The 12,842-nt window shown below is 66.2% G+C and carries 12 protein-coding genes and 1 pseudogene; 5 read left to right on the top strand and 8 right to left on the bottom strand.

Features of this window, described 5'->3' with window-relative positions:
* Nucleotides 1–75: 75 nt before the first annotated feature.
* The 7 genes and pseudogenes from ACSUZJ_RS21795 to ACSUZJ_RS21765 form a co-directional block, all read right to left on the bottom strand.
* A complete protein-coding gene (locus tag ACSUZJ_RS21795; protein WP_499411672.1) occupies nucleotides 76–588 on the bottom strand; it encodes an adenine phosphoribosyltransferase in 513 nt (170 codons plus the stop codon).
* Nucleotides 589–824: 236 nt separating this feature from the next.
* The gene (locus tag ACSUZJ_RS21790) at nucleotides 825–1,205 is read right to left on the bottom strand and encodes a DUF1801 domain-containing protein (RefSeq protein WP_499411671.1); all 381 of its coding nucleotides are present in this window, start codon (nucleotides 1,203–1,205) and stop codon (nucleotides 825–827) included.
* 127 nt (nucleotides 1,206–1,332) lie between these two features.
* Nucleotides 1,333–1,905: a DUF2239 family protein gene (locus tag ACSUZJ_RS21785; RefSeq protein WP_499411669.1), complete on the bottom strand. Its 573-nt coding sequence runs from the start codon at nucleotides 1,903–1,905 to the stop codon at nucleotides 1,333–1,335.
* 102 nt (nucleotides 1,906–2,007) lie between these two features.
* The gene (locus ACSUZJ_RS21780) at nucleotides 2,008–2,517 is read right to left on the bottom strand and encodes an OmpH/Skp family outer membrane protein (RefSeq protein ID WP_499411668.1); all 510 of its coding nucleotides are present in this window, start codon (nucleotides 2,515–2,517) and stop codon (nucleotides 2,008–2,010) included.
* 8 nt (nucleotides 2,518–2,525) lie between these two features.
* Nucleotides 2,526–3,452, bottom strand: a complete 927-nt coding sequence (locus tag ACSUZJ_RS21775) for a protein phosphatase 2C domain-containing protein (protein ID WP_499411667.1) — start codon at nucleotides 3,450–3,452, stop codon at nucleotides 2,526–2,528.
* Nucleotides 3,453–3,517: 65 nt separating this feature from the next.
* Nucleotides 3,518–5,995: an adenosylcobalamin-dependent ribonucleoside-diphosphate reductase gene (locus tag ACSUZJ_RS21770; protein WP_499411666.1), complete on the bottom strand. Its 2,478-nt coding sequence runs from the start codon at nucleotides 5,993–5,995 to the stop codon at nucleotides 3,518–3,520.
* Between the two features lie 148 nt (nucleotides 5,996–6,143).
* A pseudogene (locus tag ACSUZJ_RS21765) lies at nucleotides 6,144–6,374 on the bottom strand (accessory factor UbiK family protein); the annotation flags it as partial.
* A 270-nt stretch (nucleotides 6,375–6,644) separates the two neighbouring features.
* Here ACSUZJ_RS21765 and ACSUZJ_RS21760 point away from each other — a divergent pair.
* The 4 genes from ACSUZJ_RS21760 (at nucleotide 6,645) to gshA (ending at nucleotide 10,586) form a co-directional block, all read left to right on the top strand.
* Nucleotides 6,645–7,382, top strand: coding sequence for a TorF family putative porin (locus ACSUZJ_RS21760; protein WP_499411664.1), 738 nt, complete (start codon nucleotides 6,645–6,647; stop codon nucleotides 7,380–7,382).
* 12 nt (nucleotides 7,383–7,394) lie between these two features.
* Nucleotides 7,395–7,733 (top strand): P-II family nitrogen regulator, encoded by a 339-nt coding sequence (gene glnK / locus ACSUZJ_RS21755; protein ID WP_499411663.1) that lies wholly within the window; start codon nucleotides 7,395–7,397, stop codon nucleotides 7,731–7,733.
* A 10-nt stretch (nucleotides 7,734–7,743) separates the two neighbouring features.
* Nucleotides 7,744–9,147, top strand: coding sequence for an ammonium transporter (gene amt, locus ACSUZJ_RS21750; protein ID WP_499411662.1), 1,404 nt, complete (start codon nucleotides 7,744–7,746; stop codon nucleotides 9,145–9,147).
* A gap of 137 nt (nucleotides 9,148–9,284) precedes the next feature.
* Nucleotides 9,285–10,586, top strand: coding sequence for a glutamate--cysteine ligase (gshA, locus tag ACSUZJ_RS21745; protein ID WP_499411661.1), 1,302 nt, complete (start codon nucleotides 9,285–9,287; stop codon nucleotides 10,584–10,586).
* A 415-nt stretch (nucleotides 10,587–11,001) separates the two neighbouring features.
* Here the strand turns inward: gshA and ACSUZJ_RS21740 are convergent, their stop codons facing one another.
* A complete protein-coding gene (locus tag ACSUZJ_RS21740; RefSeq protein ID WP_499411659.1) occupies nucleotides 11,002–11,715 on the bottom strand; it encodes a class I SAM-dependent methyltransferase in 714 nt (237 codons plus the stop codon).
* Between the two features lie 179 nt (nucleotides 11,716–11,894).
* Here ACSUZJ_RS21740 and gshB point away from each other — a divergent pair, with 179 nt between their 5' ends.
* Complete coding sequence (gene gshB / locus ACSUZJ_RS21735) at nucleotides 11,895–12,842, top strand: glutathione synthase (RefSeq protein ID WP_499411658.1); 948 nt, start codon at nucleotides 11,895–11,897, stop codon at nucleotides 12,840–12,842.

Below are 12,842 nucleotides of genomic sequence, written 5' to 3'. Positions count from 1 at the left end.
CACCGCTTTACGGATGACTTGTTGAGCGCACCCAAGCCTGCGCCCTTTCCAGGTTCAGGGCGCCTGCAGGCAGACTCAAACGTCGCGCAAGCTCACGACCGGCATGGTCAGCGCGCGTTTGTCCTTGAAGAAAGCGATATCGAACAGGGCTGCCGCGCCGACGACCTCTTTGCCGATCTGGCGCAGCAGGGCCGCGGCCGCTTCGATGGTGCCGCCGGTGGCCAGCACGTCGTCGACGATCAGCACGCGCTGCCCCTTGATGCGTTCCGGCTGGATCTCGATGGTCGCGCTGCCGTATTCGCGCTTGTAATCGATGCTGATCGCCTTGCCGGGCAGTTTGCCCGCCTTGCGCGCCATGGCGAAGCCGACCTTGTGCTCGAGCGCAAGGGCGCCGGCGATCATGAAGCCGCGCGCATCCATGGCGAGGATGAAGTCGAAGTGCAATTCCTCGGTCCGCGCGTGCAGGGTGTCGATGGCGAGGCGCCAATGCTCAGGGTTATCGAAAATGCAGCCGACGTCGATGAAATTGACGCCCGGTTCGGGATAATCCTGAAAAAATTCCAGCGGAACGCTGTCGAAGTCCAACATGTAAGTATGTGCCCGTGTAGGTAAAGCGCGTGAGTGTACGACGATTATCGCCGGTCTGCCGGAAGGCGGCGCGCCGCTCGCCGCATCAGGGCCGGGGAAAGCGGAACAGGTCGCGCTCCACGCCTTCCGGGAAGGTTTGCCGGCCGACCGGCGTCCCTGCGCATCCGGTGTGCAGCGTCGGGATCGCAGCGCGCATGGATATCAGGCTTTCTTGCGCCTGGCTGCGGAAGCGGCATTCAGCGCTGCGGCGGCGCGGATGAGCGTCCTGAAGGCCTCGTCGTCGATGGCGCCGCCTTCGGAATATCGATGGCGCGCCGGACATTGCCTTTCAGGCTGGCGTTGAACAGGCCGGCGGGATCGGCCAGCGCGGCGCCCTTGGGGAAGGTCAGCTTCACGGCCTTCCTGTAGGCCTCGCCAGTGCAAAGGATGCCCGCATGCGACCAGACGGGAACGCTCCACTTCCATTCTTCGACGACGTCGGGCAGCGCCTGCCTGATGAGCGCGCGCACCCGGGCCAGCGTCTCGCCGCGCCAGCCGGCCAGCTCTGCGATGCGGGCGTCGATCAGCGCCGAGGCTGGCGCATCCGGGTTGATGCTGTCGTGGATGTTCGTCTCCATGGGATCGCTCCAGGTCGTTATCTGCTCCGGCGCAGGATGCCGGGGCATTGGTATTTGAACACCACAGGCTGAGCGAGTTCAGCCTTCATGTCAAGACACTGACAAGGATCCGGATTGGAGCGAAAACTCAGCCTTCCGCCTCGCCCGCCGGCGCAAAGGCCGGCTGCGCCAGTTCGAGCAGATGCTCCCGCACGCCCGCCGGCCAACCGGCCACGAGCTCCTTCAGGCGCGCCGCGTCGCCGGCGAACAGCGCCCGCGAGGCTTCCTCGAAGCCCGGCTCGTCGCCCGCCAGCTCGTGCATGAAGCGGTAGGCGGCATCGCGCGCTTCGCGCATCTGGTCGGCCTGGCGGGCGTCGCGCGAGGCATGCTCGACCAGCTTCCTCAGCGCGACCGAGGCGCCGCCCGGCTGCGAGGACAACCATTCCCAGTGGCGCGGCAGCAGGGTCACCTCGCGCGCGACCACGCCCAGCTTCGGGCGGCCGGCAGCGCGCGGCTGGATGCGCGGCAGGCGCTGCATTACTTCCTCTTCCGTGCCGATGAAATTGATCTCGACCGGACGGCTGGTCACCAGGTCGAGGATGGCGATCGACTGCTCGGCGCCGCTGTCGAGGGCGCGCTTGACGGCGCGCACGACCTCGGGCAAGGGCCCCTTGGCCAGGAGCTCGGTTCCAGCGAATGCAATGCAGTGGGTAGGCAGCATGATTTCTCCAATCGATAACAGGAGCGCGCAGACGCGTGCATGCGCAAATACTACCCGGGCAAAATATGAAGAGCAATAAGATCCGGGTAAAACAATCTTCGCTTACTTGTCCAGCATGCGCGCGACCTTGTCCGTCACATCGATGTCCGGCCGATGCCAGACGGTCCTGGTCAGCACCAGTTCGATGCCTTGCTGCTCGCGCAGCGCCGTGATGATCTCGTTGATGCGCGCCACCATGAGCGTGCGTTCCTTCAGCTTGCGCTCCGCCAGGTCCTCCTGGAGCTTCGCCTGTTCGCGTCGCACCATGCGTTCGAGCTCGCCGACTTCGCGTGAACGCATGATGTGTTCGCGCTCGCTCAGGTGGGGCGCGTCGCGCGCGAGCCGGTCCGACATGTCGCGCAGGCGGCGCAGGTCGGCCTGGATCTGCAGCCGGCGCGGGCCGAAATCGGCTTCGATGCGCCTGGCCACGGTCTCGGCGTGCGCCGACTCGCTCAGGAGGCGCTCGACATTGATGACGACGATGCGCGCTTCGCGCCGGGCTTCCTGCGCCGCGAGCGGGGCGCTCGCGCCGGCCAGCGCCATGCACAGGCCGGCGGCCGCAAGGTGTTTCATGGTGGGTTTCAAGATTGATCCTCTGCTGTTGGCGCCGCCCGTTCGCGCCCGTCGTTGTTCGGGGCCGGGGGAATCCACATGATGGCGGAGGCATCGTCCGCGTTCTTCACGGCCAGCGCAGCGCCGGCGGCGCGCGCCGTCTCGAAGGCGCGCAGCTCGCGCATCAACCTGTCCAGGCCTTCGGCCCGGCAGCGCCTGGCCAGCTCGTCCCGGGTCATCACGCCGTAGGGATCGGCCAGCCGATAGAAGCCGTCGCTCATCGCCAGCACGGCGGCGCCTGGCGCCAGCCGCACCGATGTCGCGCGGGCGCCGAATTCGCCTTGGGGGGCCAGGCACAGGACAGTGGGGCAGGGCGACGCATGCTGGGTTTCGCGCCGCGCGCGCAGCATCGGCAGCAGGCGCTGGCGCCGCAGCACGGGATCGACCACGCCTTGCGCGTTCAGTTGCGCCACCGCGTCCTGCACCATCGTCTCGAAAGGATTCTCGTAAGGGTCGAGGTCGGTGACCCTGCCGTCCGCATCAATGGCGAAGGCCTTGCAGTCGCCCAGGCAGTACAGGGACACCTCGGTCTGGCCGCTCCCGTGGTGGATGCGCAGCCACGTCATCGCGGCGAGCGGATGGGCGTAGAGCGGGACCGTCCGGCCGGCGGTCCTGTCCGCATAGGCGCGGCGCACGGCCTGCACCGCCAGGCGCACGCTGTCGGCCTGGGAGCGCGCTGCATCGATGGCGTGACCGAGCTGGCCGGCAAAGGCCTGGACGAACCAGGCGACGTCGCCGATCCTGGCGTCGACGTAGTCCTGATCGGCGACCGAGGTCGCGCCATCGAGGACGAGCAGGTCGAGCACGCCGTCCGTCTCGAAGACGGCCACGAGGTCTTCATTGATGCCTTCGGTGTTGCCGGAACCGGGTGCGCAGGAAATTCGCTCGATCGTCATTCAGGTCGTTCATTAGCTGGCGATGACATGATGTTATCACCGCATCGGCCCGCCTGAACGCTATCTCAGCCACATTCCCCGACATATTGGCAGTTGTCGCAGCGGGTGCAGCCGTCGAGCTTGCGCAGGGCCCGCGCGCCGCACTCCGGGCACTTGGTCGCGGCCGATTGGACCGGGAATGCCTGGGCTGCCGGCGCCAGGGCCGGCGGCGCTGCCGGGACCACGGCGTCGCCGCGCGCCGCCAGCACGCGCGCCAGCTGGGCCACCGGCACCTGGTTGCCCTGGCTGTCGAGAAAGCCGCGCCGCACCAGCATCCGCTGCAGCATGAAGCCGACCGCCGCGGCTTCCGAATCGTGAAACACCGGCACTTCCACGCCGTCCTCGCGCGTGAGCGTCCCGCAGCGCACCGGACCCTTTTCCCAGACCACGTCGCGCATGTCGGCCAGCGCCTTGGCGATCGGCCCGCCGGCGCGCGCCAGCATCGACAGCAGGCGCATCGAGGAGGTGATCCACTGCTGGCCGTCGGTGCGCTGGCCGGCAGGCATGAAGAATTCGAAGGGGCGCTCGATGGTGACTGGCTGGCCCTCGCTCACGCCCTCGACACGGATGAAACTCACGGTGAGATAGAAGGTCTTGCGGCCTTCCTGGGTCGCGTACTCGATCTTTGACGTTACCGATTCCAGTTCGCCCAGCGGGCGGTTCTCGAAGCGCTTGCGCAGCGGGTCTTCTTCCAGCATCGCCGGCGCCTCCGGCTGGGGCGCCGCGCCGAGCACCTGGCCGACGACCGTGTTGGGCCGGTAGGTCGCCAGCCCCTTCAGGCCGGCGCGCCAGGCTTCGCTGTAGAGGTCGCGGAAGTCCTCGTAGGGATAGTCCGCTGGCACATTCACCGTCTTCGAGATCGCGGTATCAATGAAGGGCTGCACCGCTTCGAGCATGCGCAGGTGGTCGTCGGCGCGCATCTCGAGTGCGGTGACGAACTGCGCCGGCAAAGGCGCATCCGGGTCGAGCTCGGGATGGCGCCGCCGGTACAGGCGCCAGGCGTGGTCCTCGACCGCGTAGCTGCGCATGCTGTTGTCGGGCATGCGCTTCTTGCGCTGGTAGGTCCAGGAATAGGGCGGCTCGATGCCGTTCGAGGCGTTGTCCGCAAAGGCCAGCGAGATGGTGCCGGTCGGGGCGATCGACAGCAGGTGCGAATTGCGGATGCCGTGCGCGCGGATGGCGTCGCGCAGCGCCTCGGGCAGGCGCGCGACGAAACGGCCTTCAAGGTAGCGCGTGGCGTCGAACAGGGGGAAGGCGCCTTTTTCGCGCGCCAGTTCGCTGGATGCCGCATAGGCCGCATCGCGCAACTGTTCGGCGATGCGCGCGGCCAGGGCCCGGCCCTCGTGGGTGTCGTAGCGCAGGCCGAGCATCACCAGCGCGCTGCCCAGGCCCAGGAAGCCCAGGCCGATGCGGCGCTTGGCCTGGGCTTCGCGCGCCTGCTGCGGCAGCGGCCACTCGGTAGCGTCGAGCACCAGGTCGAGCATGCGCACGGCCACTGCGGCGACCTCGCGCATGCGTTCGAAGTCGAAGCGGGCCTCGGGCTCGAACGGGTTGTCGACGAAGCAGGTGAGATTCAGTGAGCCGAGGTCGCAGCAGCCGTAGGCGGGCAGGGGCTGTTCGCCGCAGGGATTGGTGGCGCGCAGCTCTTCGGCATACCAGAGGTTGTTCTCCTCGTTCATGCGGTCGACGAACAGCACGCCCGGCTCGGCGTGGTCGTAGGTGGACAGCATGATCTTGTCCCACAGCTCACGTGCGCGCACTTCGTGGTAGAGCCACAGACCGTCCTCGCGCAGCCGGGCGCCCATGGCGAGCGCGTCTTCGCCGGGTTCTGCACGGTGCACGAGGGCGAACGGCGCATCGGCTTCCAATGCGCGCATGAAGGCGTCGGTCACGCCGACCGAGATGTTGAAGTTCGACAGGCCCCCGAGGTCCTTGGCGGCGATGAAGCGCTCGATGTCGGGATGGTCGATGCGCAGCACGCCCATCTGGGCCCCGCGCCGGGCGCCGGCCGATTCGACCGTTTTGCAGGAGGCGTCGAACAGCTCCATGTACGACACCGGCCCGGAAGCGCGCGAGCGGGTGCCGCGCACCAGGCTGCCGAAGGGACGGATGGCGCTGAAGTCGTAGCCGACGCCGCCGCCGCGGCGCATGGTCTCGGCCGCTTCCGACAGCGCGGTATAGATGCCGGGCAGGCCGTCTTCGACACCCGTGACCGAGTCGCCGACCGGCTGCACGAAACAGTTGATGAGGGTGGCCTTGATGTTCAGGCCGGCGGCGGAATTGATGCGTCCGCCGGGAATGAAACCCTGTTCCTGGGCCCGGAGAAAGCGTTCGGTGAACTCGGCGCGCCGCTCGGGCGCCTCCAGCGCGGCCAGCGCCGTGGCCACGCGCCGGCGCACGTCGGCGATCGAGGTTTCATCGCCTTTCGCATATTTCTCGCGCAGGACGTCGAGCGAGACCTCCTGCGGCGCATGCGCTTTTGACAACTGGTCGGCGGCATTCATGTCAGGCGTCTCCGGTGCATGAATGCCGCCGCCCCATTCACGGCTTGTCGATGATGATGTGCGGCGCGGCCGGGTCGGTGGCGCCGGCGAGCGGGCTGGCCGAGCTGGCCGACGTGGCCGCTGGAGCCGCTGTCGGGGCCTGCGCGGCCAAGCGAGCTTCCAGCTCGACCACGCGCAGCTCGAGCGCTTCGAGCTTGGCGCGGGTCTTGGCCAGCACCTGGGCCTGGATGTCGAATTCCTCGCGGGTCACCAGGTCGAGCTTGGAAAAGCCCTGGGTCATCATCGCCTTGACGTTGCGTTCGATGTCCTTGGCGGGCGAGCTTTCCATGGCCTGGTTGATTTTGCCCTGCAAGTCGTTGAAGAAATTGTTCATGTCCATCTGTCCTAGTGTTCCGGCCGTTGCACCACGCTGGTGCGAAATGGGGTGCAGTGGCCTGCTTTGGTGCGCCGTGACGCGGCGTATGGCAGGGACGCACCCGTTTGTGATTGTTGAACCAGAAGTGTGGCACCTGTATGAAAAATCAAGCACACGGGTGCCGTCTCGAGCTGGCACGCATTCTGCTAAAGGAAAGGTAAGCCGAATGACACACAGATTGTAAACCGCATCGTCGTCATCGTTCCAAAAGTTCCAATAACGAGGGGAATCGTCATGAAAAACAGGATGGCAGCAAGCGCGGCGGCGTTCACGCTGGTAGTAGCTGGTAGCAACCTGGCCCGGGCACAGGAAGCGCCCGCGTCCGCGCACCAAGTCAGCTACAACGCCGCGCTCACCAGCGAATACCGCTACCGCGGCCTGTCGCAGACGCGCTTCGAACCGGCCCTGCAGGGCGGCGCCGACTATACCCACAGCCCGAGCGGTTTCTACGCCGGCACCTGGCTGTCGACCATCAAGTGGATCGACGACGCCGGCGGCGACGCGAACGTCGAGGTCGACCTGTATGCCGGCAAGCGCGGCCAGCTTTCGGACAGCATCAGCTACGACGTGGGCGGCTTGTACTACGTGTATCCGTCGAACGGCCTGCCGACGAACGCCAACACCTTCGAGCTTTACGGCCAGCTGGGCTTCGGCCCGGCCTACGTCAAGTACTCGCATGCGACCAGCAACCTGTTCGGCACCGCCGACAGCAAGGGCAGCGGCTACCTCGACATCGGCGCCAACCTCGAAGTCATGGACAAGCTCGTGCTGAACCTGCATGCGGGACGCCAGCGCGTGAAGAACAACGACGCCTTCTCGTACAACGACTACAAGGTCGGCCTGACTTACGACTTCGGCGTCGCCACCGCCTCGCTGGCCTGGATCAAGGCGAATACCGACGCTTATCTCAGCCCGCGCGGCAAGAACCTCGGCAAGTCGGCGGCCGTGTTTTCCGTATCAAAAACTTTCTGAAGAGGTAATACCATGAAACTGATTACCGCCATCATCAAGCCCTTCAAGCTCGACGAAGTGCGCGAGGCCCTCTCCGAAATCAATGTGCAGGGCATGACGGTGACCGAAGTGAAGGGCTTCGGCCGCCAGAAGGGCCACACCGAGCTCTACCGCGGCGCCGAGTACGTGGTCGACTTCCTGCCGAAGATCAAGATCGAAGCGGCCGTCGACGACGCCGTGGTCGACCAGGTGATCGACGCGATCCAGGGCGCCGCCCGCACCGGCAAGATCGGCGACGGCAAGATCTTTGTTTCCGACCTCAACCAGGTCATCCGTATCCGTACCGGCGAAACCGGCAACGACGCACTGTAAGGGAACCCCAATGAAAACGATAACGAGCAAGATTCTCGCAGCCGCGCTGGGTCTGGGCCTGGCCCTGCCGGCCATGGCCGCGCCCTCGATCAACAAGGGCGACACCGCCTGGATGTTCGTCGCCACGCTGCTGGTGATCATGATGTCGATCCCGGGCCTGGCCCTGTTCTACGGCGGCCTGGTGCGCGCCAAGAACATGCTCTCGGTGCTGCTGCAGGTCTTCATGATCTTCTCCTTGGTCATCGTGCTGTGGTGCCTGTACGGCTACTCGCTGGCCTTTACCGGCGGCAGCCCCTTCATCGGCGGTTTCGACCGCGCCTTCCTGAACGGCATCTTCGACCCGGCTACCGGCGTCTTCAGCATGGCTGCGACCTTCAGCAAGGAAACGATGATCCCCGAGTTCATCTTCGTTGCCTTCCAGGGCACTTTCGCCGCCATCACCTGCGGCTTGATCGTCGGCGCCTTTGCCGAGCGCGCGCGTTTCGCCGCCGTGCTGCTCTTCATCGTGATCTGGTTTACCTTCGGCTACCTGCCGATCGCGCACATGGTCTGGTTCTGGGCCGGCCCTGACGCCATCACCGACGCCGCCTCGCTGGCCAGCGTCACGGCTGATGCCGGCTGGCTGTGGCAGCAGGGCGCGCTCGACTTCGCGGGCGGCACCGTGGTGCACATCAACGCGGCGGTCGCCGGCCTGGTCGGCGCCTACGTGATCGGCAAGCGCGTCGGCTACGGCCGCGAATCGATGGCGCCGCACTCGATGACCATGACCATGATCGGCGCCTCGCTGCTGTGGGTCGGCTGGTTCGGCTTCAACGCCGGCTCGGCGCTGGAAGCGGGTGACGTCGCCGCCCTGGCCTTCATCAACACCCTGCTGGCCACCGCTGCCGCCACCGTCGCCTGGACCTTCGGCGAATGGGCGACCAAGGGCAAGCCCTCGATGCTGGGTGGCGCCTCGGGCGCGGTCTCCGGCCTGGTGGCAATCACCCCGGCAGCCGGTTTCGTCGGCCCGATGGGCGCGCTGGTCATCGGCCTGGTCGGCGGCCTGGTCTGCCTGTGGGGCGTGAATGGCCTCAAGCGCATGCTGCGCGTCGACGATTCGCTCGACGTGTTCGGCGTGCACGGTGTCGGCGGCATCGTCGGCGCCCTGCTGACGGGCGTGTTCGCCTCGCCCGAACTGGGCGGCCAGGGCGTCTGGGACTACGTCGCCAACAAGGCATCAAGCGAGCCGTATTCGATCGCGCACCAGCTGTGGGTGCAGGCAGAGGCGGTCGGCGTGACCATCGTCTGGTCGGCCGTGGTCGCCTACGTCGCCTTCAAGCTGGTGGACCTGGCGATCGGCCTGCGCGTGACCGAAGAGCAGGAACGCGAGGGCCTGGACCTTACCAGCCACGGCGAAAGGGCGTACCATTCGTGATAGCCGCGAGCCGGTAGATGAGGGCGCCCCGCGGGGCGCCTTTTTTGTGTGCGGACTTGCAGGCGAAGCCTTTAAAATGGCTGGATTGCCCCAAGATAATGGCACTCATTGCCAAGAAGCCAATAAGGACGCACCACATGGTTCCGCACCTCGCCACCGCCTTGACCGGCCCGCTGCTCGACTTAGAAAAGAAAATCCTCGACGCCACCCCGGCCATCGAACGCTGGTTCCGTCTCGAGTGGCAGGAGCATACGCCGCCGTTCTACTGCTCGGTCGACCTGCGCAATGCCGGCTACAAGCTGGCGCCAGTCGACACCAATCTGTTCCCGGGCGGTTTCCACCACCTGGCCACCGAAATGCTGCCCCTGACCGTGCAGGCGGCGATGGCGGCCATCGACAAATACTGCCCGGACGCGCGCAACCTGCTCCTGGTTCCCGAAACCCACACGCGCAATCCGCAATACCTGCAGAACGTCGCGCGCCTGATGCAGATCTTCCGCCAGACCGGCCTGCACGTGCGCCTCGGTTCGCTGTCGCCGGAAGTGACCCAGCCGACGCCGCTGGCGCTGCCGGACGGGAACATGCTGGTGGTCGAGCCCCTGGTGCGTTCGCCCAACGGACGCCGCCTCGGCCTGGCCGACTTCGATCCCTGCACCATCCTGCTGAACAATGACCTGTCGGCCGGCATCCCGTCCATCCTGGAAAACGTCCACGAGCAGTCGCTGTTGCCGCCGCTGCACGCGGGCTGGGCGCTGCGCCGCAAGAGCAACCACCTGAAGGCGCTCGACGAAGTGGCCAAGAAGTTCGGCAAGCTGATCGACATCGACCCGTGGATGGTCAATCCGCTACACGCCAAGGTCGGCGACGTCGACCTCGAGCACGACCAGGGCACCGAGGCGCTGGCCGACGCCGTGTCGTCGCTGCTCTCGAAGATCAAGAAGAAGTACAAGGAATACGGCATGAAGGAGCAGAAGCCCTTCGTGATCGTGAAACCCGACGCCGGCACCTACGGCATGGGCGTGACGACGATCAAGGATGCCAGCGAAGTGCGCGACCTGACCCTGAAGCAGCGCGCCAGGATGTCGGTCATCAAGGACGGCCTGGCCGTGACCGACCTGGTGGTGCAGGAGGGCGTGCCGACTTTCGAGAGCATCGACGATGCGGTCGCCGAGCCGGTGGTCTACATGATCGACCGCTACGTGGTCGGCGGCTTCTACCGCGTGCACGCCGAGCGCGGCGTCGACCAGAACCTGAATGCGCCGGGCTCGCAGTTCGTGCCGCTGGCCTTTGCCCAGCAGCACGCGGTGCCGGACCTGAAGGCCAAGCCGGGCACGGCGGCGCCGAACCGCTTCTACGTCTACGGCGTGGTGGCGCGCCTGGGCTTGCTGGCGGCCTCGCTGGAGATGGAGCGCACCGATCCGAATCCGGAAGTGTATTGAACGGAAAGGGACCTCGACGGTCCCTTTTTTTGCGCAGTGTGATTCGTAGGGTGGGCACGGAGTGCCCACGCGTTACGTGCATATCCGTTTTGCGTTGGCTGAAATTTATCGCCTGCTAGCGCCAGCCTCAGCCCGTGTGCGTCCGTTGCAAACTTTGCGGGCGACACGTTGCCGCATGTGACCGGTGGTCGCGAGCGGCGATGTCCCGCCCGCAAAGTGTGCGATGGACGCAAACCGGGGCGGGAGGCGAGGTTAGCGGGCGATAAGTTCCAGCCAACATAGAAAGGGTGCGCACGTACCGCGTGGGCACGGCGTGCCCACCCTACGACGCTGCCGCGGCGGTTCATGTGTTCGTTGAACGCGTGGACGGCGCAGTTTTCGCGTGAGTGCCGCTCGCCAGGCAGAGCGGTCCACCCTACGGCCTTTTCCTGCACATGTAGATGAACTGCGAGCGCAGCGGCAGCGCCACCGCGGCCAGGGTTTCGGTCACCAGGGCGGGCAGTCCGGCCAGCGCGCGGCTGATGGGCGGGGCCAGCAGCAGGGTCTGGTATTGCTGGCGCTCGCCGGGCCAGAAGCCGTCGAGCTCCTCGCGGGTGACGCGCCGCACGTGGGGATTCTTCGGGTTGTTGTTGCGGAAGTCGAACACCATGCACCAGCCGCCGGGCTTGAGCACGCGCCACATGTCGGCCGCGAGTTGCTGGCGCAAGCCGGGGTCGAGGAGGGAAGAAAACATGGTGTGCGCCGCGACGAGATCGCTGCTGCCCGCCGGCAGCGCCGCCAGCGTCCCGCAATGCCAGCGTACCCCGGGCGCGGTGCGCAGGGCGGCCAGCTCGAGCCGATCCTGCTGCGGTTCGACGCCGGTGAGGTTGGCCGGCGTGGCGCCCCACTCGATCAGCTGGCGCAGGAAGGCGCCGGTGCCGCAGCCGGCATCCACTACCCGGACATGGGTGAGATCGGTGCCGACGGTCGCGACCAGCATGCGCGCGAGCACACGCGTGCGCATCCCCTGCTGGAGCACGATGTCGGGCCGGTGCCAGGCGTAGCGCGCCAGCGCCGCGCCGCCATGCCAGCCGCGGTAGGCAGGCGCGCTGCGCTCCCGGTCGGCCTGGTGGTCAAGTTGAGCGTCCATGGCCCATCCTCGCGCACCGACAAGGAGGGGATTTGCGCGCGCTCAGGCGTGTGTGCGATGTGGCGCAAATTGCTCATCGGAATTGCGTGCTTGCCGACATCATGGCGACCGGGCCGGTCGGCCGCGCGGTTTCGGGTTTCCAGCTAAAATCGTGGGCATTACCTTCGATGGACACATCCATGAAAATCGCTTTCCTCGCCGATCCTCTCTCCAGCTTCAAGATCTACAAGGACTCGACCTTCGCCATGATGCGCGAAGCGGCGCGACGCGGCCATGAAGTCTACGCCTTCCAGCAGCGCGACATGGCCCTGGAGCAGGGCGTCGTCACCGCCGAGGTGGCGCGCATCCACCTGACCGGCGAACCGGACGCGTGGTACCGCGCGGACGATGCGCACGATGTGCGCCTGTCGAGCTTCGACGCGATCATCGAGCGCAAGGACCCGCCCTTCGACATGGAATACGTCTACGGCACCTATCTGCTCGAACTGGCGGAAAAGCAGGGTGCGCGCGTATTCAACAAGCCTTCGGCGATCCGCGACCACAACGAGAAGCTGGCGATCGGCCAGTTCAGCGAATTCACTTCGCCGACCCTGGTGAGCTCCTCGGAAAAGCGCCTGCGCGCCTTCCACGCCCAGCACGGCGACGTCATCTTCAAACCGCTCGACGGCATGGGCGGCACCGGCATCTTCCGCGTGAAGGCCGATGCCATGAACCTGGGCGCGATTATCGAAACCCTGTCCGACAACGGAAAACGCACCATTATGGTGCAAAAATACATCCCCGAGATCGTCAAGGGCGACAAGCGCATCCTCGTCATCGGCGGCAAGCCAGTGCCGTTCGCGCTGGCGCGCATCCCGCAAGGTAGCGAGGTGCGCGGCAACCTGGCCGCCGGCGGCATCGGCGTGGCCCAGCCGATCACCGAGCGCGACCGCCAGATCGCCGAAGCCATCGGCCCCGTGCTGGCCGAGCGTGGGCTGTTGCTGGTAGGATTAGATGTGATTGGCGATTTCCTGACCGAGGTGAATGTCACCAGCCCGACCTGCTTCCAGGAGATCACCGACCAGACCGGTTTCGACGTGGCCGCGATGTTCATCGAAGCGGTCGAACAGCAGGTGGCGGGCAAATAA

The sequence above is a fragment of the Telluria sp. B2 genome, assembly GCF_051789535.1.
In the GTDB taxonomy this organism is placed as follows: Bacteria; Pseudomonadota; Gammaproteobacteria; order Burkholderiales; family Burkholderiaceae_D; genus Telluria.
The sequence above is the reverse complement of the archived record's forward strand: the minus strand, read 5'-3'. Positions and strand labels throughout refer to the sequence as shown.

Coding starts and splice junctions, on each gene's coding strand:
- gshB (WP_499411658.1), top strand. CDS start 11,895: ATGAAAATCGCTTTCCTCGCCGATCCTCTCTCCAGCTTCAAGATCTAC.
- ACSUZJ_RS21790 (WP_499411671.1), bottom strand. CDS start 1,205: ATGGAGACGAACATCCACGACAGCATCAACCCGGATGCGCCAGCCTCG.
- ACSUZJ_RS21740 (WP_499411659.1), bottom strand. CDS start 11,715: ATGGACGCTCAACTTGACCACCAGGCCGACCGGGAGCGCAGCGCGCCT.
- ACSUZJ_RS21785 (WP_499411669.1), bottom strand. CDS start 1,905: ATGCTGCCTACCCACTGCATTGCATTCGCTGGAACCGAGCTCCTGGCC.
- amt (WP_499411662.1), top strand. CDS start 7,744: ATGAAAACGATAACGAGCAAGATTCTCGCAGCCGCGCTGGGTCTGGGC.
- ACSUZJ_RS21795 (WP_499411672.1), bottom strand. CDS start 588: ATGTTGGACTTCGACAGCGTTCCGCTGGAATTTTTTCAGGATTATCCC.
- ACSUZJ_RS21770 (WP_499411666.1), bottom strand. CDS start 5,995: ATGAATGCCGCCGACCAGTTGTCAAAAGCGCATGCGCCGCAGGAGGTC.
- ACSUZJ_RS21775 (WP_499411667.1), bottom strand. CDS start 3,452: ATGACGATCGAGCGAATTTCCTGCGCACCCGGTTCCGGCAACACCGAA.
- gshA (WP_499411661.1), top strand. CDS start 9,285: ATGGTTCCGCACCTCGCCACCGCCTTGACCGGCCCGCTGCTCGACTTA.
- ACSUZJ_RS21780 (WP_499411668.1), bottom strand. CDS start 2,517: ATGAAACACCTTGCGGCCGCCGGCCTGTGCATGGCGCTGGCCGGCGCG.
- glnK (WP_499411663.1), top strand. CDS start 7,395: ATGAAACTGATTACCGCCATCATCAAGCCCTTCAAGCTCGACGAAGTG.
- ACSUZJ_RS21760 (WP_499411664.1), top strand. CDS start 6,645: ATGAAAAACAGGATGGCAGCAAGCGCGGCGGCGTTCACGCTGGTAGTA.